General features: G+C 55.6%; 18 protein-coding genes and 1 pseudogene. 12 read left to right on the top strand and 7 right to left on the bottom strand.

Features of this window, described 5'->3' with window-relative positions; genetic code table 11:
* Nucleotides 1-20: 20 nt before the first annotated feature.
* From xisR to KGP24_RS09360, 5 genes and pseudogenes are all read left to right on the top strand, one after another.
* A complete protein-coding gene (xisR, locus tag KGP24_RS09380) occupies nucleotides 21-236 on the top strand; it encodes an excisionase family protein (protein WP_023343778.1) in 216 nt (71 codons plus the stop codon).
* Nucleotides 236-1521 (top strand): annotated as a pseudogene (locus KGP24_RS09375) (site-specific integrase). Before xisR ends, KGP24_RS09375 begins: the two are co-directional and overlap by 1 nt.
* A gap of 73 nt (nucleotides 1522-1594) precedes the next feature.
* The gene (gene phoP / locus KGP24_RS09370; RefSeq protein ID WP_028019015.1) at nucleotides 1595-2266 is read left to right on the top strand and encodes a two-component system response regulator PhoP; all 672 of its coding nucleotides are present in this window, start codon (nucleotides 1595-1597) and stop codon (nucleotides 2264-2266) included.
* Complete coding sequence (gene phoQ / locus KGP24_RS09365; RefSeq protein ID WP_223563126.1) at nucleotides 2267-3730, top strand: two-component system sensor histidine kinase PhoQ; 1464 nt, start codon at nucleotides 2267-2269, stop codon at nucleotides 3728-3730.
* 91 nt (nucleotides 3731-3821) lie between these two features.
* The gene (locus KGP24_RS09360; RefSeq protein WP_223563125.1) at nucleotides 3822-4943 is read left to right on the top strand and encodes a cupin domain-containing protein; all 1122 of its coding nucleotides are present in this window, start codon (nucleotides 3822-3824) and stop codon (nucleotides 4941-4943) included.
* Between the two features lie 42 nt (nucleotides 4944-4985).
* Here KGP24_RS09360 and pepT read toward each other — a convergent pair whose 3' ends face one another.
* Entirely contained in the window at nucleotides 4986-6209 is a 1224-nt protein-coding gene (gene pepT / locus KGP24_RS09355) for a peptidase T (protein ID WP_023311179.1), read from the bottom strand.
* 237 nt (nucleotides 6210-6446) lie between these two features.
* Here pepT and potA point away from each other — a divergent pair, with 237 nt between their 5' ends.
* From potA to potD, 4 genes are read left to right on the top strand one after another with little or no spacing between them, the layout of a single operon-like run.
* On the top strand, nucleotides 6447-7595 hold the full coding sequence (gene potA, locus KGP24_RS09350; protein ID WP_223563469.1) for a spermidine/putrescine ABC transporter ATP-binding protein PotA: 1149 nt from the start codon (nucleotides 6447-6449) through the stop codon (nucleotides 7593-7595).
* Entirely contained in the window at nucleotides 7579-8436 is an 858-nt protein-coding gene (gene potB, locus KGP24_RS09345; RefSeq protein WP_223563124.1) for a spermidine/putrescine ABC transporter permease PotB, read from the top strand. The genes potA and potB overlap by 17 nt, the downstream gene beginning before the upstream one ends.
* On the top strand, nucleotides 8433-9224 hold the full coding sequence (gene potC, locus KGP24_RS09340; RefSeq protein ID WP_223563123.1) for a spermidine/putrescine ABC transporter permease PotC: 792 nt from the start codon (nucleotides 8433-8435) through the stop codon (nucleotides 9222-9224). The genes potB and potC overlap by 4 nt, the downstream gene beginning before the upstream one ends.
* Nucleotides 9221-10255, top strand: a complete 1035-nt coding sequence (gene potD / locus KGP24_RS09335; protein ID WP_223563122.1) for a spermidine/putrescine ABC transporter substrate-binding protein PotD — start codon at nucleotides 9221-9223, stop codon at nucleotides 10253-10255. Before potC ends, potD begins: the two co-directional genes overlap by 4 nt.
* Before the next feature lie 47 nt (nucleotides 10256-10302).
* Here the strand turns inward: potD and KGP24_RS09330 are convergent, their stop codons facing one another.
* Nucleotides 10303-11532 carry an HDOD domain-containing protein gene (locus KGP24_RS09330; RefSeq protein ID WP_223563121.1) on the bottom strand — a complete coding sequence of 410 codons (1230 nt, stop codon included), beginning with the start codon at nucleotides 11530-11532 and terminating at the stop codon, nucleotides 10303-10305.
* Nucleotides 11533-11768: 236 nt separating this feature from the next.
* On the opposite strand from KGP24_RS09330, the gene KGP24_RS09325 reads away from it, so the two are divergent.
* Nucleotides 11769-13700, top strand: a complete 1932-nt coding sequence (locus KGP24_RS09325) for a methyl-accepting chemotaxis protein (RefSeq protein WP_223563120.1) — start codon at nucleotides 11769-11771, stop codon at nucleotides 13698-13700.
* A gap of 45 nt (nucleotides 13701-13745) precedes the next feature.
* Here the strand turns inward: KGP24_RS09325 and cobB are convergent, their stop codons facing one another.
* Genes cobB through lolC form a run of 5 tightly spaced genes read right to left on the bottom strand, consistent with a single transcriptional unit; the run spans nucleotide 13746 to nucleotide 18684 of the window.
* Nucleotides 13746-14567: a Sir2 family NAD+-dependent deacetylase gene (gene cobB, locus KGP24_RS09320; RefSeq protein ID WP_223563119.1), complete on the bottom strand. Its 822-nt coding sequence runs from the start codon at nucleotides 14565-14567 to the stop codon at nucleotides 13746-13748.
* A gap of 14 nt (nucleotides 14568-14581) precedes the next feature.
* A complete protein-coding gene (gene nagK / locus KGP24_RS09315) occupies nucleotides 14582-15493 on the bottom strand; it encodes an N-acetylglucosamine kinase (RefSeq protein ID WP_223563118.1) in 912 nt (303 codons plus the stop codon).
* Nucleotides 15494-15546: 53 nt separating this feature from the next.
* Nucleotides 15547-16791, bottom strand: coding sequence for a lipoprotein-releasing ABC transporter permease subunit LolE (lolE, locus tag KGP24_RS09310; protein WP_223563117.1), 1245 nt, complete (start codon nucleotides 16789-16791; stop codon nucleotides 15547-15549).
* Nucleotides 16791-17492 (bottom strand): lipoprotein-releasing ABC transporter ATP-binding protein LolD, encoded by a 702-nt coding sequence (lolD, locus tag KGP24_RS09305; RefSeq protein ID WP_112781858.1) that lies wholly within the window; start codon nucleotides 17490-17492, stop codon nucleotides 16791-16793. Before lolD ends, lolE begins: the two co-directional genes overlap by 1 nt.
* Nucleotides 17485-18684, bottom strand: coding sequence for a lipoprotein-releasing ABC transporter permease subunit LolC (lolC, locus tag KGP24_RS09300; RefSeq protein ID WP_223563116.1), 1200 nt, complete (start codon nucleotides 18682-18684; stop codon nucleotides 17485-17487). Before lolC ends, lolD begins: the two co-directional genes overlap by 8 nt.
* A 256-nt stretch (nucleotides 18685-18940) precedes the next feature.
* On the opposite strand from lolC, the gene KGP24_RS09295 reads away from it, so the two are divergent.
* Nucleotides 18941-20014, top strand: coding sequence for an acyltransferase family protein (locus KGP24_RS09295; RefSeq protein WP_223563115.1), 1074 nt, complete (start codon nucleotides 18941-18943; stop codon nucleotides 20012-20014).
* Nucleotides 20015-20163: 149 nt separating this feature from the next.
* Nucleotides 20164-23610, top strand: a complete 3447-nt coding sequence (gene mfd / locus KGP24_RS09290; protein WP_223563114.1) for a transcription-repair coupling factor — start codon at nucleotides 20164-20166, stop codon at nucleotides 23608-23610.
* Nucleotides 23611-23664 lie beyond the last annotated feature (54 nt).

Raw genomic sequence — 23664 nt, 5'->3', positions numbered from 1 at the left:
GCGGTGTCATGGAGTTAAGCATGGCGCAAATCATTTTTGATGAAGAGTGGATGGTGGCGGGAAGGCTGACTGAGAAAACGGGGCTGGATGACAGGCAAATAAAAGCTTATCGCCTCGGAAGCTGGATTGAAGGGGTTCATTTTAAGCGAGTACCCGCGGTACCCGGCGGAGAGAGCAAACGCGCTTTGGTCTGGTACAACTTCCCGCTGATTAATAGATTTATTCAGGAAGCATGATGAACTTTCCAACCGGCGTTGAACTTCATAACGGAAAAATCAGGATCACGTTTACCTATCGCGGCATTCGCTGCCGTGAAGTTCTCCGTGGCTGGGTGGTTAACAGCAGCAACATCAAGAAGGCTGGAAACCTTCGCGCCGTCATCGTGAGTGAGATCCAGTTCGGCCAGTTCGACTACGCGGCGCGCTTCCCTGAATCGAAGGCTCTTAAAAATTCTCATCAACTAAGCGGATCACGACGTTTAAAGAGCTGAGCGATTTTTTCATTGATACAAAAGCGCTGGAGGTTTCAGGGGCAACACTGCACTCTCTCACATCTGCAGTTAACACCCTGAAGCGCGTGGTGGGAGAAAATACTCCCCTGGCTGATATTCAGCACGCCGACATCCTGAATTACCGTAAAGAGCTGCTGACCGGCAGTGTATTAAACCCTTCAATGCCTAATCTGGTTAAAAAGGGACGCGCGCCCTCAACAGTCAATAAACAGATGGCGGTTTTATCAGAAATGCTGAAGCTTGCGAACAGAAGCCAGTTTATATTACACGCTCCTTATGAGGGAGTATCGAGGCTCAAGCTATCAAAGGCAGATCCTGATCCGCTTTTACTTCATGAGTATCATGCGTTAATTGCTCTCCTCCCTCGCAAGTGGGTTTTAATCATTATTGTGTCTGTCCATACAGGAATGAGGCCAGGTGAGGTTTGTGCTCTGGCATGGGAGGATATCGACCTGAAGAAAGGTGAAATTCACGTTTCCAGAAGCTTGACGAATAAAGGGTTGTTTGTGCCGCCCAAAACTGATGCCGGGATAAGAACGATAACTCTGCTGAAGCCTGCCCTTGATGCGTTGAAGGAGCAGTACGAAATCACCGGCAATAGTCCCAGGCAGCAAATCATCTTCCATCATCGGGAGCTTGGCAAAACCGAAACGCAGAATCTACGTTTCGTTTTTTCTCCTGAGAGGTGTGCGTCGGGCAAGAACCGGTATCTTTCCAAAAACTCGATTTCGTATGGATGGAAACGGGGCATTAAACTTTCCGGTATACGTGAAAGAAATCCCTATCAGTCGCGACACACTTACGCCTGCTGGACACTTATGGCCGGTGCTAACCCTTCCTTTATCGCCAGCCAGATGGGCCATGAGGATGCGCGTATGGTGTACGAGGTTTACTCGAAGTGGATTGGAGATATGAACCAGGATCAGGTCAATATGCTGAATAATCAGATGCCGACTGCAATGCCCCCAAGACGCCCCCAAGGCACTGGTAGCATTAAAAAAGTCATTTAATTTCATGACGCTGGTTTCAAACTACATAATCAGCGTTAAACTATTCATACCAATTATTTAGGGAGAAGAGATGATGCGCGTACTGGTTGTTGAGGATAACGCATTGCTACGTCATCACCTGAAGGTTCAGCTTCAGGAGATGGGACATCAGGTGGACGATGCTGAAGATGCAAAAGAAGCCGATTATTATCTCAATGAGCACCTGCCGGATATCGCCATTGTCGATTTAGGGTTGCCTGACGAAGACGGTCTGTCGCTAATTCGCCGCTGGCGCAGTCACGATGTCTCCCTGCCGGTTCTGGTTCTGACCGCCCGTGAAGGCTGGCAGGATAAAGTTGAAGTGCTCAGCGCGGGTGCAGATGATTACGTCACCAAGCCGTTTCATATTGAAGAGGTAGCGGCGCGTATGCAGGCGCTGTTACGCCGCAACAGCGGGCTGGCTTCACAGGTTATTTCCATCCCGCCTTTCCAGGTCGATCTCTCCCGCCGGGAATTAGCAATCAATGATGAAGTGATCAAGCTCACCGCCTTCGAATACACCATCATGGAAACGCTGATCCGTAACAATGGCAAAGTGGTGAGCAAAGATTCCTTAATGCTCCAGCTTTATCCTGATGCTGAACTTCGCGAGAGCCATACCATTGACGTGCTGATGGGACGCTTGCGCAAGAAAATTCAGGCGCAGTATCCGCAGGATGTGATTACCACCGTCCGCGGTCAGGGCTACCTGTTCGAATTACGCTAAATGAGACGGATTTTACGCCACATTCTGCCCCTCTCGCTGCGGGTTCGTTTCTTACTGGCAACAGCCGCCGTCGTGCTGGTGCTGTCGCTCTCCTACGGCATGGTCGCCCTGGTGGGCTACAGCGTCAGCTTTGATAAAACCACCTTTCGGCTGTTGCGCGGCGAAAGCAATCTTTTTTATACCCTGGCGAAGTGGGAAAACAACCGAATCACCGTCGAAATGCCGGAAAACCTGAATCAGCAGAGCCCTACTCTAGCCCTGATTTATAACGAAAAGGGAAAGTTACTGTGGGCGCAGCGCGACATCCCCTGGCTGGTCAAAAGCATTCGTCCGGAGTGGCTTAAAACTAACGGGTTTCATGAGATTGAAGCCGATCTCAATACCACCAGCACGCTGATCCGCGAAGATCGCTCTATGCAGCAGAAGCTCAATGAAATTCGCGCTGATGATGCCGAGACGGAGATGACGCACTCCGTAGCGATCAATATTTACCCTGCGACAATGAACATGCCGCAGCTGACCATTGTGGTGATCGACACCATTCCGGTTGAGCTAAAACGCTCTTATAAGGTCTGGAGCTGGTTCGTGTATGTTCTTGCCGCCAATCTGCTGCTGGTGATCCCGCTGCTGTGGGTGGCGGCCTGGTGGAGCCTGCGGCCAATTGAATCTCTGGCCCGCGAGGTACGCGAGCTGGAAGAACATCATCGCGAAAAGCTGAACCCGGAAACCACCCGGGAGCTCACCAGCCTGGTGCGTAACCTCAACCGCCTGCTGAAAAGTGAACGCGAACGCTACGATAAATACCGTACCACCCTCACCGACCTGACCCACAGCCTGAAAACCCCGCTGGCCGTCATGCAAAGTACCCTGCGTTCAATGCGCAGTTCGAAGCTGAGCGTGGATGATGCCGAGCCGGTGATGCTGGAGCAGATCAGCCGTATTTCCCAGCAAATTGGCTATTATCTGCACCGCGCCAGCATGCGTTCCGGCAGCGCGCTCCTGAGCCGCGAGCTGCACCCGGTAGCCCCGCTCCTGGATAACCTCACGTCAGCCCTCAACAAGGTGTATCAGCGTAAAGGGGTGAACATCAGCCTCGATATCTCGCCAGAGATAAGCTTTGTGGGTGAAAAAAATGACTTCATGGAAGTGATGGGTAACCTGCTGGATAACGCCTGCAAATACTGCCTGGAGTTCGTGGAAGTGTCTGCGCGCCAGACGGAAACCGAACTGCATATTATCGTTGAGGATGATGGCCCGGGGATCCCGCGCAATAAGCGTGACGTGGTGTTCGATCGCGGTCAGCGCGCCGATACGCTACGTCCTGGCCAGGGCGTCGGATTAGCCGTCGCCCGTGAAATTGTCGACCAGTACGACGGAAAAATCGAAACCAGCGAAAGCTTGCTGGGCGGCGCCAGAATGGAGGTTATTTTTGGCCGCCAGCAGCCCACACTGAACGATAGTTAACCCGTTATGTGAAAAATGCGAGGATCTCGCAGCCGGGGGGCTGAGCTTCCGTTATAATCCGAGTCAGTAAGAGCCTGCGGAATAAAAAAATATGGATTATCACTTAACGCTTAACTGGCCCGAGTTTATTGAACGTTACTGGCAAAAACGCCCGGTGGTTCTGAAACGCGGATTCAGCAATTTTGTCGACCCTATCTCGCCTGACGAACTGGCTGGTCTGGCCATGGAAAACGAAGTCGACAGCCGTCTGGTCAGCCACCAGGACGGGAAATGGCAGGTTAGCCACGGTCCTTTCGAAAGCTACGATCACCTCGGTGAAAACAACTGGTCGCTGTTGGTGCAGGCGGTCAACCACTGGCACGAGCCAACTACCGCCTTAATGCGCCCGTTCCGTGCCCTGCCCGACTGGCGCATGGACGACCTGATGATCTCCTTCTCCGTGCCGGGCGGCGGCGTCGGTCCACATCTGGACCAGTACGACGTATTTATCATTCAGGGTACGGGCCGTCGCCGCTGGCGCGTTGGTGAAAAAGTGCCGATGAAGCAGCACTGTCCGCATCCGGACCTGCTTCAGGTTGACCCGTTTGAAGGGATTATCGACGAAGAGCTGGAGCCGGGTGATATTCTCTACATTCCGCCGGGATTCCCTCACGAAGGCTACTCCCTGGAAAATTCACTCAACTACTCCGTGGGGTTCCGCGCGCCAAGCGGCCGCGAAATGATCAGCGGATTTGCCGACTATGTTCTGCAACGCGAGCTGGGCAGCTATCGTTACAGCGATCCTGATGTGCCTTCGCGCGAGCATCCCGCGGATATTCTGCCAGAAGAACTGGATAAGCTGCGCGGCATGATGCTGGATTTGATCAACGAGCCGGAACATTTCAGACAGTGGTTTGGTGAGTTTATTAGCCAGTCTCGTCATGAGCTGGACGTCGCGCCACCGGAGCCGCCTTATCAGGCTGACGAGATTTATGATGCGCTTCAGCAGGGCGACAGGCTGACGCGTCTGGGCGGGTTGCGCGTGCTGCGCATAGGTGAGGAGGTGTTCGTCAACGGCGAGAAGCTGGACTCTCCGCACCGACCGGCGCTGGAAGCTATTGCCAGCCATCTGGTGCTGACTGCCGACACCTTTGGCGATGCGCTGGAAGATCCTTCCTTCCTCGCGATGCTGGCCGCGCTCGTCAACAGCGGGTACTGGTTCTTTGAGGACTAAGTCGCTCTAATGCCCGGTGGCACTTCGGCACCGGGCTTTTTCTTACCGCTTCGCGGTCAACTCCGCTATCCGCACTATCACCTTCACCGCTTTTTCCATCCCTTCCAGCGTCACAAACTCATGCTTGCCATGGTAGTTATAGCCACCGGTAAACAGGTTCGGGCACGGCAGCCCCATAAACGACAGCTGAGAACCGTCGGTACCGCCGCGAATCGGCTTCAGCTGCGGTTCAATATCGCAGTCGCGCATCGCCTGCTGGGCGATATCGAGAATGTGCGGATGCGCCATCACCTTCTCGCGCATGTTGTAATAGCTGTCTTCAATGATCAGCTCAATATAGCAATCAGGGTGTAATCCTTTACCGACCTTCTTGGCGATCTCCATCATCTTACGCTTGCGGGCCTCAAAGGCTTTGCGGTCGAAATCGCGGATGATGTAGTGCATCTGCGCGCTGTCCACGGTGCCTTTGATGCTGGTCAGATGATAGAAACCTTCATACCCTTCGGTCTGTTCAGGGCTCTCTTCCGCCGGGACTTCCGCATGAATTCGTGACGCCAGCGACAGCGCGTTCACCATGACGCCTTTCGCCGAACCGGGGTGAACGTTGTTGCCGACAATTTTGATCGTGACGGACGCGGCGTTGAAGTTTTCATACTCCAGTTCACCGACGCCGCCGCCGTCAACGGTATAGGCCCACTGCGCGTTAAAGGCCTCCACGTCGAAGTGCTTAGCGCCCTTGCCGACCTCTTCGTCCGGCGTAAAGGCCACGCGGATATCACCGTGCGGGATATTTTTGCCCTTCAGCACCGCCAGCGCGGTCATGATCTCCGCGATACCCGCCTTGTCATCCGCCCCCAGCAGCGTTTTACCGTCGGTAGTGATCAGCGTCTGGCCCAGCAGCTGGTGCAACACGGGGAACATCACGGGCGAGAGCACTTCGTCGCCAATGCCCAGCGCAATATCGCCGCCGCGGTAATTTTCCACAATCTGCGGGTTCACATGTTTACCGCTAAAATCCGGAGAGGTGTCGACATGGGAGATGAAGCCAATCGCCGGAATATCTCCCTGGACATTCGCCGGCAGCGTTCCCATCACAGTGCCTTTCTCGCTTAACGTGACGTTGACCAGCCCCATGGCGTCAAGCTGCTCTTTAAGCAGGTTTAACAACTTCCACTGGCCTTCGGTGCTCGGCACCTGGCGAACACCCGGTTTAGATTGGGTATCCAGCGAAACGTACTGTAAAAAACGCTCAAGTAATTTATCCATGCAGTCACCCTCACTTTTTGTGACAACATTATCAATAAGCATCAAAACGCAAATATTGCGTCAGGTCACTTTTATCCCGCAAACGAGAATATTTTCCGTTTATATCGTTATGCGTTAGTAAATGTAGCTTATGAATCAGTGACAAGGATTGGCGATCGCAGGGGATTGCCGTAGAATGTCCGCCCTCATTACGAGTCACCAAGGTGGTTACACACAAACCCCGCTTCAGTCTGCTGCCTGAGGCGTCTATATGGGACAGCGCAAAAATTGAATACACAATCCCGTTCACGTTCGCCGCTGGTGCAACTGGAACGAATTCGTAAAAGTTTTGATGGTAAAGACGTTATTTCCGACCTCAACCTCACCATCAATGACGGTGAATTTCTTACGCTGCTTGGCCCCTCTGGCTGCGGCAAAACAACCGTACTGCGCCTTATCGCGGGGCTGGAAAGCGTCGATAACGGTCAAATCCATCTTGAAAACCAGGACATTACCCGGGTTCCCGCCGAAGATCGCCACGTCAATACCGTCTTCCAGAGCTATTCCCTTTTCCCACACATGACCGTGTTTGAAAACGTGGCGTTTGGCCTGCGGATGCAAAAAACCCCGGCGAGCGAGATCGAACCGCGCGTCACCGACGCCCTGCGCATGGTGCAGCTTGAGACGTTTGCCCAGCGTAAACCCCATCAGCTTTCCGGCGGCCAGCAGCAGCGCGTGGCCATCGCCCGCGCCGTGGTCAATAAGCCTCGCCTGCTTCTGCTGGATGAATCCCTCTCGGCGCTGGATTACAAGCTGCGCAAGCAGATGCAGAACGAGCTCAAAGCCCTGCAGCGCAAACTGGGCATTACCTTTGTGTTTGTCACCCACGATCAGGAAGAAGCCCTGACCATGTCCGATCGCATCGTGGTAATGCGCGACGGCAAAATCGAGCAGGACGGCACGCCGCGCGAAATCTACGAAGAGCCGAAGAATCTGTTTGTCGCCAGCTTCATTGGCGAGATCAATATCTTCGACGCCACGGTGATTGAGCGTCTGGACGACCAGCGCGTTCGCGCCAGCGTCGAAGGACGCGAGTGCAATATCACGGTGAATTTCCCCGTCGAAAAGGGACAAAAGCTCAACGTTCTGCTGCGCCCGGAAGATCTGCGTGTCGATGAAATTCACGGCAATACAGAGGCTGAGGGGCTTATCGGCTATATCCGCGAACGCAACTACAAAGGGATGACGCTGGAGTCCGTTGTCGAGCTGGAGAACGGCAAGATGGTGATGGTCAGCGAATTCTTTAACGAAGACGACCCTGACTTCGACCACTCTCTCGACCAGAAAATGGTTATCAACTGGGTAGAAAGCTGGGAGGTTGTGCTGGCTGATGAAGAACACAAGTAAATTCCAGAATGTGGTGATCGCCACGATCGTCGGTTGGCTTGTGCTGTTTGTCTTTTTACCCAACCTGATGATCGTTGCCACCAGCTTCCTGACCCGCGACGATACAAACTTCGTTAAGCTGGTCTTTACGCTGGACAACTACGCGCGCCTGCTCGATCCGCTCTATTTTGACGTGCTGCTGCACTCGCTCAATATGGCGCTGATTGCCACTCTAGCCTGTCTGGTGCTGGGTTATCCTTTCGCATGGTTCCTCGCGGGCCTGCCGCAAAAGGTGCGTCCGCTGCTGCTGTTTTTACTGATTGTACCGTTCTGGACCAACTCGTTGATCCGCATTTACGGGCTGAAAATCTTCCTCAGCACTAAAGGCTATCTCAACGAGTTTCTGCTGTGGCTGGGGGTGATTGATACGCCGATCCGCATCATGTTTACCCCGAGCGCGGTGATTGTCGGCCTGGTCTATATCCTGCTGCCGTTTATGGTGATGCCGCTCTACTCCAGCATCGAGAAGCTGGATAAACCGCTGCTGGAGGCGGCAAAAGATCTGGGAGCTAACAAGCTGCAGACCTTCATCCGCATTATTATCCCGCTGACCATGCCCGGCATTATTGCGGGCTGTCTGCTGGTAATGCTTCCGGCGATGGGCTTGTTCTACGTGTCGGATCTGATGGGCGGGGCGAAAAACCTGCTGATTGGTAACGTCATTAAAAGCCAGTTCCTGAACATTCGCGACTGGCCGTTCGGTTCGGCCACCAGCATTACGCTGACGGTCGTGATGGGCCTGATGCTGCTGGTCTACTGGCGAGCCTCTCGCCTGCTGAATAAGAAGGTGGAACTCGAATGATCGGTCGACTGCTTCGCGGCGGTTTTATGACCGCCATTTACGCTTACCTTTATATCCCGATTATCATTTTGATCGTGAACTCGTTTAACAGCTCGCGCTTTGGGATCAACTGGCAGGGCTTTACCACCAACTGGTACAGCCTGCTGATGAACAATGACAGCCTGCTGCAGGCCGCTCAGCACTCGCTGACGATGGCGATTTTCTCTGCCACCTTCGCGACGCTGATTGGCTCCCTTACCGCCGTGGCGCTGTACCGCTACCGCTTTCGCGGTAAGCCGTTCGTCAGCGGCATGCTGTTCGTGGTGATGATGTCACCGGACATCGTGATGGCAATTTCGCTGCTGGTGCTGTTTATGCTGCTGGGCGTGCAGCTGGGCTTCTGGTCGCTGCTGTTCTCACATATCACCTTCTGCCTGCCGTTTGTGGTGGTGACCGTCTACGCGCGCCTGAAAGGATTCGACGTGCGCATGCTGGAGGCGGCGAAAGATCTGGGTGCCAGCGAGATGACGATTCTGCGTAAAATCATCCTGCCGCTGGCGATGCCTGCCGTGGCGGCCGGGTGGCTGCTTAGCTTCACCCTGTCGATGGATGACGTGGTGGTCTCCTCCTTCGTGACGGGCCCGAGCTATGAAATTCTGCCGTTGAAGATCTATTCAATGGTGAAAGTCGGCGTCTCGCCCGAGGTGAACGCGCTGGCGACCATACTGCTGGTGTTTTCGCTGGTGCTGGTGGTTACCAGCCAGCTTATTGCTCGTGATAAAACAAAATCTCAGGGGACAATGAAATGAAAAAAATGCTCGCCGCTGCGGCACTGGCGCTTGGCATGGGTGCCGCGCACGCTGATGACAGCAAAACGCTCTACTTCTACAACTGGACCGAATACGTGCCACCGGGCCTGCTGGAACAGTTCACGAAGGAGACGGGTATCAAGGTTATCTACTCGACCTACGAGTCGAATGAAACCATGTACGCCAAGCTCAAAACCTACAAAGACGGCGCGTACGATCTGGTCGTGCCCTCGACCTACTTTGTCGACAAAATGCGCAAAGAGGGCATGATCCAGAAGATCGACAAAACCAGGCTAACCCATTTTTCAAACCTCGATCCGGAGATGCTTAACAAGCCGTTCGACCCGAATAACGATTACTCGATTCCTTACATCTGGGGCGCGACGGCGATTGGCGTGAACAGCGATGCCGTCGATCCGAAAACGGTGACAAGCTGGGCCGATCTGTGGAAACCGGAATATAAAAGCAGCCTGCTGTTAACCGACGATGCACGTGAAGTGTTCCAGGTCGCGCTGCGCAAGCTGGGCTACTCAGGCAACACGACGGATCCCAAAGAGATTGAAGCGGCGTATACCGAGCTGAAAAAGCTGATGCCTAACGTGGCGGCGTTCAACTCTGATAACCCGGCAAACCCGTATATGGAAGGTGAAGTAAATCTGGGGATGGTGTGGAACGGATCTGCGTATGTTGCCCGCCAGGCCGGTACGCCGCTTGAGGTGGTCTGGCCGAAAGAAGGCGGGATATTCTGGATGGACAGCCTTGCGATCCCCGCCAACGCGAAAAACGTTGAAGGGGCGCATAAGTTAATTAACTTCCTGCTGCGCCCGGACGTGGCGAAACAGGTTGCCGAGACGATTGGCTACCCGACGCCAAACCTCGCGGCGCGCAAGCTGCTGAAGCCTGAAGTGGCTAACGATAAATCGCTCTACCCGGATGCCGAAACCATCAGCAAAGGTGAATGGCAGAACGATGTCGGTGACGCCAGCCGCCTCTACGAAGAGTATTACCAGAAATTAAAAGCGGGCCGCTAAACGGTATCGCGTTCCTCCTCACGCCGCCCGTACGGCGTGAGGAAGGATTAACTGACCGCGTTCTCTCCTGCCCAGATTGTCGCCTTTCTCATCGCCTCAACCACATCCTCATCCGACAGACCCAGCGCCTGACGAACTCTGGTCGCCTCGTCCCACTGCTGCTGTTCATAGTATCGACACAGGTTCACCATATCGGCTAACCGTCCCTCCTGATGGCACAGCGCATTGCTCACGCTCTGCGGGACCGCAATTTGCTTCATCAACTCGGCCATCGGCTGTTCGAGGAGGGTATCGAGCAGAGAAAACAGGCCGCACGTGAAGGCATTTTCAGCCAGCGCGGGTTCTTTCATCGTCTCAGCAATCAGTTCACAGAACTTTCCGCGCATCATACTCAACGGGTAAAGCTCGCTGACGGTGTCATTGCCCGCACTGGCGAGGACCACGACGGCAACAAACCGCCTCAGCTGGTTCTCCCCAAGGTATCTGAGCACTTCACTCAGGGTTAACTTACTGAAATTACAGGCACCGATATGTTTAAATGCGGTGTGTTTCATGTAGCGCATAATCTTCCAGGACAGCGTGAGATCGGTTTTAATCAACGACTCGATAATTCGAAAATCAGGTTTATTGCGCCCAACCTCCATTTGCAGCCGAAAAATCGCCAGCTGATTTTGCGATAGCCGTTTATATTTAATGACCTCCGGACGGCAGAAAAAATAGCCCTGAAACAGCGAGAATCCCTCTTCCCTGTATTGGCTGAATTCCTCTTTAGTCTCAATTTTTTCAGCGAGATATTTAATATGTCCGGTCAGATCTTTACGTGCATTCAGATACTGTTTAATTTGCGCTAAGGTATAATTTCTGACGTCGAATTTCAGTATTGAAATATAGGGTAAAAAAACATCCCATTCAGGTGCGAGGGTGAAATCATCAAGTGCGAATTGGTAACCGTGCGCATTCATTTCCTTAACGGCCTGCAAGAGTTCAGCCCCCGGTACAGCATCTTCAAGGATCTCAATGACCACGCTCTCTTTATCCAGCGCTTCTCCACTGCGGTCTATGACCATTCGCGAAGGGAAATTAATAAACGACGTATGTGCCCCGGCGATACGCTGGGACGGCACGCATAAAAATTGATCTGATATCATCCTGGAGGTGGCATATTCCGCCGACACATCCGGAAAACGGTTTGTCATCCCATCTCTGAAGAGCAGCTCGTAGGCCACCGTCTTCATCTCAGGGTTAAAAATGGGTTGTCGCGCAATAAATCCGTACATATCCCATCCTCCTCTACAGCTTTATATTTATTAGCATCCTCTTTCTACACGACGATAACGAGCATTATCGAGCACTATTTTGATTGAATGCACAAAATAAAAGCATCCACACTAATTAACTGGATTTAAAAATTAAAATTTAAATTAAATATACCAGGCGACCTACAGAAAGAGGAGAAAATAACCGATAAGGAATATGTGCCTGCCTTACATGCACGATATTACGGGAGATGAGAATGAAAGACGCCATGGTCAGAAGAAAAAAAATAAGCGTCAAGACGTTGATGCTATTGTCCATTTTCCTCACCGTAACGGTGGGCTTTACGGCAACTATCGGATTTATGATGTGGCAGTGGATGGCACAGCAGGAGGTTCTGGCCAGGAAACATATCCGCCAGATTGCCGAGGTGCAATCGTTGCAGGTCAGCAAACAGCTGGATTCTGCCCTGACTGCCGCCCGGGACATGGGCAACAGTGCCCTGGCGCTGCGCGAGGCGGGGGTATCCGATCGCCAGAGCCTGAACCAGCTGCTCATTCACTATCTGTCGGCTCATCCATCGTTTCTCTCCATGTCGATGGCCTTTGAGCCCAACGCGTTCGACGATAAAGATGCCGCCTTTGCCGGTCAGAGCGGTGAAGATCCTGCCGGACGCTACGCCCGCTACGTTGACCGGGACGCCACCGGCAAACCGGCATTGCACCTGCTGACGGACATCGAAACGCCCGGCAGCGGTGATTATTATCTGCTGCCGAAACAAAGGCATAAAGACGTGATCATCGAGCCCTATATTTATCCCTACAACGGTGTAGACGTGATGCTCACCTCGATTGCCGCCCCCATCATGCGTGACGGTCAGTTTCTGGGTTCGGTCACCTCTGACTTCTCCCTGGCCACGCTGCAATCGACGATCGGCGCGATTAAACCGTGGAACGGCACAGGCTACGCCATGCTCCTTTCAGCGGGTAACAACGTTGTGTCCAGCCCGGACAAACGTGCTGCAGGCAAGCCTTACGCGGGCAAAATTGCTGGCCATGAGGTCATTCGGGTAAACGACCCGCAGCTCAATGAAGAGGTGTTTATCACCTGGCAGGAGATCGCCGTCGGTAACAGCCAGACGCCGTGGAAACTCGCCATTGTCACCCCGGTCAGCGAAGTGATGGCCGAAGCGCGCGCATTTTTACTCAAAGCCCTTGTCATGATGGTGTTAAGCATTGTTGCGGTGAGCCTGGTGATGGCGCAGATCTTTACCCGCAAAGTTGATCGTCCGGTGGGGGGAGAACCTTCAGAGGCCGCCGGTATTGCCCTGGCCGTTGCCCGAGGGGATTTGAACAACACCATCCCGGTGCGTTCCGGGGATACCCACAGCATTTTTTATGCCCTGCACACCATGCAGACGCAGCTCAAGCGCATCGTCGGCAACATCAGCGAAGCCAGCCATTCCGTGCACGGCGGAACCAGCGAAATTTCAGCGGGCAACCTTGACCTCGCTTCGCGAACCGAAGAACAGGCGGCTGCGATTGTTGAAACGGCGGCCAGCATGGAAGAGATTTCGGTCACGGTGAAAAATAATGCCGACAACGCCCACAAGGCGACCACGCTGACCGATCGTGCCGCAAGCCTCGCCGGGCATGGCGAAACGCTGGTAAACGACGTGGTCGTGGTGATTGGGGAAATTGATGAGAGCGCGCGTAAGATCGGTGAGATTAACAGCATCGTCGACGGTATCGCCTTCCAGACCAATATCCTGGCGCTGAATGCTGCCGTTGAAGCGGCACGGGCTGGCGAACAGGGGCGCGGCTTCGCGGTAGTCGCAGGGGAAGTGCGCAATCTTGCCCAGCGAAGCGCTAACGCGGCAAAAGAGATCTCTCAGCTTATTGCCGAGTCCTCAGGCCGCGTCAGCAAAGGCGTTGAGCTGGTCAATGAGACCGGTGTGATGATGAAACAGGTGATTGAGGCGGTATCGCATGTGCATCTGGTCATCAACGATATTGTTCAGGCGCTGGACGAGCAGAATCGGGGGATTAGCCAGGTCAGCACCGCCGTTAATCAGATGGACAGCACAACCCAGCAGAACACCTCTCTGGTTCAGCAGATCTCTGCGGCGGCGCTCTCGCTGGATGAGCAGGCTAAATCGCTGGAGAAGACGCTGGCGTTCTTTCATTCATAAATAATAAGGCACCCGAAGGACGGGTGCCTTTTCACGCGATTATCGTTACAGCCCTTTCAGCAGCTTGTCGACAAACGCCGGGACGACCGTGCTTGCCAGACCGTAGTGTTTCTCTTCAAACTCGCTGCCCACCTGGCTTGGCTCAAGATTGAGTTCTACCGTATGTGCACCGTGCAGTCGCGCTTCGTGGACAAACCCCGCCGCCGGGTAAACATGACCGGATGTGCCGATGGCAATAAACACGTCGGCCATCGCCAGCGCGCTGTAGATCTCATCCATTCCCAGCGGCATTTCGCCGAACCAGACCACGTGCGGACGCAGGCGCGACGGGAACTGGCAGCAGTGGCACTTATCCTCTGGCAGCACGTCCTCTTTCCAGTCCAGCACCTGACCGCTCCAGGCGCAGCGAACCTTGAGCAGCTCGCCGTGCATGTGGATGATGTTCTTGTTACCGGCCCGCTCGTGCAGGTTGTCGATATTCTGCGTCACCAGCAGAAAACGATCGCCCAGCGCCTCTTCCAGCTTCGCCAGCGCCAGATGCGCCGCATTCGGCGCGACTTCAGGCTGCTGAAGCTGACGGCGGCGGGCGTTGTAAAACGCCTGCACGAGATCCGGATCGCGGGCAAAGCCTTCCGGCGTGGCCACATCCTCCACGCGGTGCTCTTCCCACAGCCCGTCCGCCGCGCGGAAGGTTCGAATTCCTGACTCGGCGGAGATCCCCGCTCCGGTCAGCACCACCACTCTGGGTTTATCCATCGCTTCTGGCATCATTCTGTCTCTGAAAAAGATCCGCTGGCGCAAGCGCTCACGCAAGCGGCGTTTGTTTTTGCGAAAACGGCTGAGTCGACCCTGGCGACGCGACAGCATAGAAACCTCGTAAACTAATCGGTGAGATGAAGGAATGCGGCTCCGCGCATGCCTCCTGCGTCCCCGTGTCGCGCGCGTTCAATACGCGGCACGCGGGCAACCGGCAATAAATGTCGGGGCAAACGCCCGGACAACCGTTCCGTAATCGCGGTAAAGTTTGACAGCCCTCCCCCGATCACCAGCAGATCCGGGTCGACGATGGTGAGAATATTTCCCAGACACACCGCCAGCAGATCCAGATAGCGCTCGACGTGCTCACGCGCCTGCGCATCCCCTTGCTCCCACAGGGAAATGATTTGAGGGGCCTCAAGTTTCTGATGATAGAAGTGTTCGTAAAGCCATGCAAACCCGCGGCCTGAGAGGTAGTTCTCAATACAGCCGTGCTGGCCGCAGCCGCAGCGGGTCAGCGGAAAATCACGCCCCACCACTTCCAGCGCATCCACCGGCAGACGGATGTGACCGAACTCGCCGGTGATATAGCTGCGCCCGGTAATCGGTTTGCCATTAATAACGATCCCACCGCCAACGCCCGTACCGAGGATCAGCCCCATCACCAGCGGATAGCGACGGAATTCATCATCCCAGGCTTCGGAGAGCGCAAAGCAGTTGGCATCATTGTCTAAACGCACGTCGCGTTCAAGGAGGGCAGAGAGATCGGCGCGGAGAGGTTTACCGCTGGCGGCAGGCACGTTGGCGGCATACAGCGTGCCGTCGTCGGTTTCGGGCATCCCGGGAATGCCGATGCCGACGCTGCCTTTCTCTCCAAAGCGTTCATCAGCTTGCGCCACCAGCGCGGCAATCGCGGTTAAAAATTCGTCGTAGCTTTCGCGCGGCGTGGGAACGCGGGTTTCCCACTGCAGCTTGAGGTCTTTATCAAACACGCCGAGCGCAATCTTGGTGCCGCCAATATCAAATCCGTAATACATAACGCATTCCTCTTTTAACCTGGCGGCCCGAAAGCCGCTAGATCATGACGTAATTACTGGCCACTTAATACCCTCGCCGGATCAATTCGGCTTGCGCGACGCGCCGGATACCAGCTTGCCAGCAGACTCAGTAAAAGTGCTGTAACCAGCACATAAAAAACGTCCAGCCAGTGCAGTTCAGACGGCAGGAAGTCAATAAAATAGATATCACCCGACAGGAACTGGTGGCCAATAAGCTTTTCGATCCCGTTGATAATTGGGGTCAGCTGCAGGGAAACCACCACGCCAATTACCACGCCGCACAGGCTGCCAAACAGCCCTGCCAGTAAACCGTACCAGACGAAGATGGCGCGAATAAGACCGTCTTTCGCCCCCAGCGTACGCAGCACGGCGATGTCGCCGCTCTTGTCCTTGACCGCCATCACCAGCGTCGAGACGATATTAAAGCACGCCACACCAATCACCAGCACCATCGCCAGATACATGATGGCGCGGATCATCTGGATATCACGGTACATATACCCGTAAGTGCCGATCCAGCTTTTGATGTAGACATAGTTATTGGTCACGCTGCCCGCGTCGCGTACCAGCCTGATGGCGTTAAAGACGTCGTTCACCTTAATGGCAATACCCGTCACGCTGTCGCCCATATCCAGATACTGGCGCGCATCTTCCATCGGCACCATGGCGAAACTGTGATCGAGCTGACCGCTCAGCTGAAGAATACCGGTGACGTGCAGGCGCACGCGCTTAGGCTGCTGCAGTTTGTGGTCGGCGCTGGCGTTCGGGATCATGATCGACACCCAGTCGCCCTGCTTCACTTTCAGGGCATCGGCAACGCCTTTACCCATGATGATCTGCTGCTCGCCAGCCTTAAAATTGGCCCACGCGCCGTTCTGCACATAGTTTGGCAGCGCGCTGAGGCGCGCCTCCTGGACGGGGTTGACCCCTTTCACCTGAATGGCGCGCAGGTTTACCCCGCTCTCCACCAGCCCGGTAAAGTTGATGTAGGGCGCGGCCGCGGCAATGCCCGGCACTTTTTCAACTTTGGTGAGCGCATCGCTCCAGTTCGTCCATGGCTGGTTAACCGGCTCGATCTCCCCGTGCGGCACCACCGCCAGAATGCGGTTATTCAGCTCGCGCTCAAAACCGTTCATCGCGCTTAAGCCGACAATCAGCACCGCCACGCCCAGCGCAATACCGATGGTCGAAATGACGGAGATCAGCGACACCATGCCGCCGCGACGACGGCCGCGGCTAAAACGTAAACCAATGAGTAACGATAACGGTGACGCCATTACTCTGCTCCCATCAGGGTCAGTTCCGCGTTCAGATGACCGTCGCGCATCTCAAGCTGACGCCCCATGCGTTTTGCCAGCTGCAGATCGTGGGTTACGACCAGAAACGCGGTCCCCTGCGAGGCGTTCAGCTCGCCCAGAAGCTGGAAAATACTGTCCGCATTGCGGGCATCCAGGTTACCGGTAGGCTCATCCGCCAGCACCAGACGCGGGTTGTTGACCAGCGCACGGGCAATCGCCACGCGCTGGCGCTCGCCGCCGGAAAGCTCAGAGGGACGATGATTACCGCGATGGCCCAGCCCTACCGCTTTCAGCATGTCGCTGGCGCGCGCGTTAATTTCTGCCGGTTTCTTTTTGCCAATCAGCAGCGGCATCGCCACGTTTTCCAGCGCCGTGAAATCCGGTAGCAGGTGGTGGAACTGGTAGATAAAGCCCAGCTCGCGGTTGCGCAGCTCGGCCTTCGCCGCGGAGGACATTTTGCTCATCGGCTGGCCGGAAAAAATCACGTCGCCGCTGGTTGGCGTATCCAGCCCGCCCAGCAGATGCAGCAGCGTACTTTTGCCGGAGCCGGAGCTGCCGACAATCGCCATCATTTCGCCTTCACCCACGCTAAAGCTCACATTGTGCAGCACGTCGGTTTGCACAGTGCCTTCCTGATAGCGTTTGGACAGGTTGTCGCATTGCAACAGGATCTTATTCATAACGTAAAGCCTCAGCGGGTTGAGTGGCGGCGGCGCGCCAGGAAGGATAAAGCGTAGAAAGCAGCGCAATGGCCATCGCGGCCAGCGCAATACCGGCCACCTGCAGCGGCTCGATAGCCACCGGCAGCGCCGCGCCGTCCAGCAGCGCGCCGATGATCGGCATTAAGTTATTAAGCTGGCTGGCAAGCAATGCCCCCAGCACGGCGCCGAGCAGCGCGCCGATGATGCCTGCGCTGGCCCCCTGCACCATAAACACCGCCATGATCTGGCGCGGCGTGAGCCCCTGGGTTTGCAGAATGGCGACTTCGCCCTGCTTCTCCATTACCATCAGGCCCAGCGAGGTAATGATGTTAAATGCGGCCACGGCCACGATCAGGCTCAGCAGCAGCCCCATCATGTTTTTTTCCATCCGCACGGCCTGGAACAATTCACCTTTGCGCTCGCGCCAGTCCTGCCATTTGGTGCCGTCCGGCAGTTTTTGCTGGCTGAGGGTATCGACCTTCAGCGGTGCGTCGAGCCACAGGCGCCAGCCGGTGATATTCCCAGCCGGGTAGCGCATCAGGCGTGAAGCATCCTGAATGTTAACCAGCATCTGGTAGCCATCGACTTCGCTGTTGGCGGCAAAGGTACCAATCACGTTGAACAGGCGCTGGCTTGGCAAACGCCCCATCGGCGTAAACTGGCTGGCAGAAGGCACCATCACGCGCAGCTGATCGCCACGGTTGACGCCAAGCTGTCCGGCAAGCTGTTCACCCAGAATCACGTTGTATTTTCCGGCTTCCAGATCGGTCTGCTTCACGTTAACCAGATACGGCGTTAGCGGATCGTTTTGCGCCGGGTCGATACCCAGCATCACGCCGACCGCCACGCTGCGGGCGCTTTGCAGCACCACGTCGCCGGTCGTCAACGGTGCTACGCGCGTGACGCCCTGTAACTTCGCCGCGCTTTCCGGCAGCTGTTGCGGGTTAACCGAACCGTTGGAGGATGAGAGAACGGCCTGCGGCATCAGCCCCAGGATGTTGTTTTGCAGCTCGCGTTCGAATCCATTCATGACGGAAAGCACCGTCACCAGTGCCATCACGCCAAGCGTAATGCCAATAGTCGAAAGCCAGGAGACAAAGCGACCGAAGCGGTCCGCGGCGCGCCCACGCATGTAACGTAAGCCTATGAAGAGTGCGACAGGTTGATACATGAAATCCGTCTGTTTGCTGATAGCAGACCCACGAGTATATAAGCGAATCCGTTAAGCGTAAATGACTGAAACAGTAAGCTTTGGTAATCATTTTTCCGAAAAATTCAGATAAATCAGGGTGCTATTGTCTGAATACTCACCTCACGAGCTCCACCTTTTCCGAAAAACCACCGGATACAGACTGTTACCCATTACATCCCGGCTTCGTTTAACAACAATTGCCCGTTCGTTTATGGCAATAAGGTAGTGGCGAACAATGAAGCAAAAAGCATTATGGATTAACCAGATAAAAGGGCTGTGTATCTGCCTGGTGGTTATCTATCATTCGGTTATCACGTTTTATCCGCATCTGATCGGGCTGCAACACCCGCTCTCCGGCCTTCTCGCCAAATGCTGGGTCTATTTTAACCTCTATCTCGCACCGTTTCGTATGCCGGTCTTCTTCTTCATCTCCGGCTATCTGATCCGTCGTTATATTGACGAAGTGGGCTGGCGAACCAGTTTCGACAAACGGATCTGGAGCATTGTCTGGGTCCTGGCGCTGTGGGGCGTCCTGCAATGGCAGGCGTTGACCCACCTGAACGCCTGGCTGGCACCCGAGCGCGAGCTCGCCGCCTCGTCGAACGCTGCCTACGCCGACTCGTTCTCAGGATTTGTGCTGGGGATGGTCACCGCCAGCACCAGTCTATGGTATCTGTATGCTCTGGTGGTCTACTTCACGCTATGTAAACTGCTAAGCCGCTGGAAGCTGCCGGTACTGGGACTGCTGGCGCTGGCAAGCATTGCGATTAACTTCCTGCCGCTGCCGTGGTGGGGAATGAACAGCGTGGTACGCAACATGATCTACTACAGCCTCGGGGCGTGGTATGGCGCAGAGCTGATGGCGTGGATGAAAAGCGTCAATCTGCGCCGCAGCTGGCTGGCAACCGGTGCTTTCGCCGCCGTCTCCGTGGTGCTGTGGTTTGCTAACGTTCCGCTGCTGCTCTCATTGCTGTCGATTGTGTTGATCATGAAGCTGTTCTATAGCCTTGAGCAGCGCTACGCCGTTCACCCGAACAATCTGCTGAATGTGATTGGCTCAAATACCATTGCGATTTATACCACCCACCGCATCCTGATTGAGGCCTTTAGCCTGTTCCTGATTGGCGAAATGAATGCCGCATACTGGCCGGTCTGGGCCGAACTGTCCTTAATTCTGATCTACCCGTTTGCCAGCCTGCTTATCTGTACCCTTGTCGGGCTTGGGGTGCGTAAACTCTCCAGCGCGCTGTTTGGGGACGTTTTCTTCTCTCCTCCGTCCTCGCTTCCCCTGTCACTTTCTACGCGTTAATGCCCTCTCCGCCCCCGTTTCGGGGGCGTTTAGCCCTGCCGTGCGGTTACGATTTGCTTATGTAAAACGATCGAGGATAATAAAGACATTGCGTATCAGTGATATGCCCCAATACTGTTGGTATATCCATAAGAGACTCTGACATAGCCATGCCTGAACACTATCGTTATTCCTTGCCTGTCAAAGCGGGCGACCAGCGCCAGCTGGGTGAACTCACGGGCGCGGCGTGCGCCACGCTGGTGGCGGAAATCGCCGAGCGTCATCCAGGGCCGGTTATTCTGGTTGCCCCGGACATGCAAAACGCCCTGCGCCTGCACGACGAAATTCGTCAGTTCACCGATAGCCTGGTGTTCAGCCTGGCCGACTGGGAAACGCTGCCGTATGACAGCTTCTCTCCGCATCAGGAGATCATCTCCTCGCGCCTGTCGACGCTCTATCAGCTGCCAACCATGCAGCGCGGCGTGCTGATTGTGCCGGTAAACACCCTGATGCAGCGCGTCTGTCCACACAGCTACCTGCACGGTCACACGCTGGTGATGAAAAAAGGCCAGCGCCTGTCCCGTGATGCCCTGCGCGCGCAGCTAGACGGTGCCGGCTATCGCCATGTCGACCAGGTGATGGAGCACGGGGAATACGCGACCCGCGGCGCGCTGCTCGATCTTTACCCGATGGGCAGCGACCAGCCCTATCGTCTGGATTTCTTTGATGATGAAATCGACAGCCTGCGCGTATTCGACGCCGACACGCAGCGCACGCTGGAGGAAGTAGAGTCCATCAATTTACTGCCCGCGCATGAGTTCCCCACGGACAAAACCGCTATCGAACTTTTCCGCAGCCAGTGGCGCGATAAGTTTGAGGTGAAGCGCGACGCGGAACATATTTATCAGCAGGTCAGTAAAGGCACGCTTCCTGCCGGGATCGAATACTGGCAGCCGCTGTTCTTCAACGAGCCGCTGCCTGCCCTGTTCAGCTACTTCCCGGCGAATACGCTGATTGTAAACACCGGGGATATCGACGCCAGCGCCAGCCGCTTCGAGAGCGAAACCCGCGCCCGCTTTGAAAACCGGGGCGTTGACCCGATGCGTCCGCTGCTGCCGCCGGAAGCCCTGTGGCTGCGCGCCGACGAGCTCAACGCCGAGCTGAAGCGCTGGCCGCGCATGCAGCTCAAAACCGATTCGCTTGCCGATAAGGCCGCTAACACCAACCTCGCCTTCCGGACGCTGCCGGACCTGGCCGTTCAGGCGCAGCAGAAATCCCCGCTGGATAATCTGCGCAAGTTCCTCGAGTCCTTTACCGGCCCGGTGGTGTTCTCCGTTGAGAGTGAAGGCCGCCGCGAAGCTTTAGGTGAGCTGCTGGGACGCATTAAGGTGGCGCCGAAGCGCATCCTGCGTCTGAGCGAAGCGACTGGAACCGGTCGTTACCTGATGATTGGCGCCGCCGAGCACGGGTTCATCGACACGCTTAACAACCTCGCGCTGGTTTGCGAAAGCGACCTGCTGGGCGAGCGCGTCGCGCGCCGCCGTCAGGACAGCCGTCGGACCATCAACCCGGACACGCTGATCCGTAACCTGGCCGAGCTGCATCCTGGCCAGCCGATTGTTCACCTGGAGCACGGCGTTGGGCGCTATCAGGGGATGACCACGCTGGAAGCGGGCGGCATCAAAGGTGAATACCTGATGCTGACCTATGCTAACGACGCCAAACTGTATGTTCCGGTCTCCTCCCTGCATCTGATCAGCCGCTACGCGGGCGGTGCAGAAGACAATGCGCCGCTGCACAAGCTGGGCGGCGATGCCTGGGCACGCGCGCGCCAGAAGGCCGCGGAAAAAGTGCGCGATGTGGCTGCCGAGCTGCTGGATATCTACGCCCAGCGCGCGGCCAAACAGGGCTTCGCCTTTAAGCATGATAAAGAACAGTATCAGCTGTTCTGCGACAGCTTCCCGTTTGAAACCACGCCCGATCAGGCCCAGGCCATTAACGCCGTGCTGAGCGACATGTGCCAGCCGCTGGCTATGGACCGCTTAGTCTGCGGCGACGTCGGCTTCGGTAAAACCGAAGTGGCGATGCGCGCCGCCTTCCTTGCGGTGGAAAACAACAAGCAGGTAGCGGTGCTGGTGCCGACCACCCTGCTCGCTCAGCAGCACTTCGACAACTTCCGCGACCGTTTCGCCAACTGGCCGGTACGTATCGAGATGCTGTCGCGTTTTCGCAGCACCAAAGAACAGACTCAGATTCTGGAACAGGCCAGCGAAGGCAAAATCGATATTCTGATCGGCACCCACAAGCTGCTGCAGAGCGACGTGAAGTGGAAAGATCTGGGGCTGCTGATCGTCGACGAAGAGCACCGCTTCGGGGTGCGCCATAAAGAACGCATCAAAGCGATGCGCGCCGACGTCGATATCCTCACCCTGACCGCAACGCCAATCCCGCGAACCCTGAACATGGCGATGAGCGGCATGCGCGATCTGTCGATTATCGCCACGCCGCCGGCGCGCCGTCTGGCGGTGAAAACCTTCGTTCGCGAGTACGATAATCTGGTGGTACGCGAGGCCATTCTGCGTGAAGTGCTTCGTGGGGGGCAGGTCTACTACCTCTACAACGACGTGGAAAACATCCAGAAAGCCGCCGACAGGCTGGCAGAGCTGGTGCCGGAAGCGCGTATTGCTATCGGTCACGGGCAGATGCGCGAGCGCGAGCTGGAACGGGTAATGAACGACTTCCATCACCAGCGCTTTAACGTGCTGGTGTGCACCACCATCATTGAGACCGGGATCGACATTCCGACGGCAAACACCATCATCATTGAACGCGCGGATCACTTTGGCCTTGCACAGCTTCACCAGCTGCGCGGCCGCGTCGGACGTTCGCACCATCAGGCCTACGCCTGGCTGCTTACGCCGCATCCGAAAGCGATGACCACCGATGCGCAAAAGCGTCTGGAAGCCATCGCCTCGCTGGAAGACCTCGGGGCAGGCTTTGCGCTGGCAACACACGATCTCGAAATCCGCGGTGCCGGCGAGCTGCTGGGTGAAGACCAGAGCGGCTCCATGGAGACCATCGGCTTCTCGCTCTATATGGAGCTGCTGGAAAACGCGGTTGATGCCCTGAAGGCCGGACGCGAGCCGTCGCTGGAAGATCTCACCAGCCAGCAGACCGAGGTTGAGCTGCGTATGCCTTCCCTGCTGCCGGACGATTTTATTCCGGACGTGAATACCCGTCTCTCATTCTACAAGCGCATCGCCAGCGCGAAGAAGGAGAACGAGCTGGAAGAGATCAAGGTGGAGCTGATCGACCGCTTTGGTCTGCTGCCCGATGCGGCGAGAAATTTGCTGGATATCGCGAGGCTGCGCCAGCAGGCGCAAAAGCTGGGGATCCGCAAGCTCGAAGGCAATGAAAAAGGCGGCGTGATTGAATTCGCCGAGAAGAATCACGTCAACCCGATGTGGCTGATCGGCCTGCTGCAAAAACAGCCGCAGCATTTCCGTCTGGATGGTCCAACCCGTCTGAAATTTACCCAGGAGCTGACGGAGCGCAAAACCCGTATGGAATGGGTGCGTAACTTCATGCGTCAGCTGGAAGAGAACGCGATCGCCTGACCTCCCTTCCCCCTGTTAGCCCAGCGCTACGGGGGGACAATTTACAAACTCTTT

It is taken from the genome of Enterobacter sp. JBIWA008 (genome assembly GCF_019968765.1).
Lineage (GTDB): Bacteria > Pseudomonadota > Gammaproteobacteria > Enterobacterales > Enterobacteriaceae > Enterobacter.
This window is presented reverse-complemented; position numbering and strand designations above follow the sequence as displayed.

What these genes read in the sequence shown, in the direction of transcription:
- xisR (WP_023343778.1), top strand. Translation starts at nt 21, where the DNA reads ATGGCGCAAATCATTTTTGATGAAGAGTGGATGGTGGCGGGAAGGCTG.
- phoP (WP_028019015.1), top strand. Translation starts at nt 1,595, where the DNA reads ATGCGCGTACTGGTTGTTGAGGATAACGCATTGCTACGTCATCACCTG.
- phoQ (WP_223563126.1), top strand. Translation starts at nt 2,267, where the DNA reads ATGAGACGGATTTTACGCCACATTCTGCCCCTCTCGCTGCGGGTTCGT.
- KGP24_RS09360 (WP_223563125.1), top strand. Translation starts at nt 3,822, where the DNA reads ATGGATTATCACTTAACGCTTAACTGGCCCGAGTTTATTGAACGTTAC.
- pepT (WP_023311179.1), bottom strand. Translation starts at nt 6,209, where the DNA reads ATGGATAAATTACTTGAGCGTTTTTTACAGTACGTTTCGCTGGATACC.
- potB (WP_223563124.1), top strand. Translation starts at nt 7,579, where the DNA reads ATGAAGAACACAAGTAAATTCCAGAATGTGGTGATCGCCACGATCGTC.
- potC (WP_223563123.1), top strand. Translation starts at nt 8,433, where the DNA reads ATGATCGGTCGACTGCTTCGCGGCGGTTTTATGACCGCCATTTACGCT.
- potD (WP_223563122.1), top strand. Translation starts at nt 9,221, where the DNA reads ATGAAAAAAATGCTCGCCGCTGCGGCACTGGCGCTTGGCATGGGTGCC.
- KGP24_RS09330 (WP_223563121.1), bottom strand. Translation starts at nt 11,532, where the DNA reads ATGTACGGATTTATTGCGCGACAACCCATTTTTAACCCTGAGATGAAG.
- KGP24_RS09325 (WP_223563120.1), top strand. Translation starts at nt 11,769, where the DNA reads ATGAAAGACGCCATGGTCAGAAGAAAAAAAATAAGCGTCAAGACGTTG.
- cobB (WP_223563119.1), bottom strand. Translation starts at nt 14,567, where the DNA reads ATGCTGTCGCGTCGCCAGGGTCGACTCAGCCGTTTTCGCAAAAACAAA.
- nagK (WP_223563118.1), bottom strand. Translation starts at nt 15,493, where the DNA reads ATGTATTACGGATTTGATATTGGCGGCACCAAGATTGCGCTCGGCGTG.
- lolE (WP_223563117.1), bottom strand. Translation starts at nt 16,791, where the DNA reads ATGGCGTCACCGTTATCGTTACTCATTGGTTTACGTTTTAGCCGCGGC.
- lolD (WP_112781858.1), bottom strand. Translation starts at nt 17,492, where the DNA reads ATGAATAAGATCCTGTTGCAATGCGACAACCTGTCCAAACGCTATCAG.
- lolC (WP_223563116.1), bottom strand. Translation starts at nt 18,684, where the DNA reads ATGTATCAACCTGTCGCACTCTTCATAGGCTTACGTTACATGCGTGGG.
- KGP24_RS09295 (WP_223563115.1), top strand. Translation starts at nt 18,941, where the DNA reads ATGAAGCAAAAAGCATTATGGATTAACCAGATAAAAGGGCTGTGTATC.
- mfd (WP_223563114.1), top strand. Translation starts at nt 20,164, where the DNA reads ATGCCTGAACACTATCGTTATTCCTTGCCTGTCAAAGCGGGCGACCAG.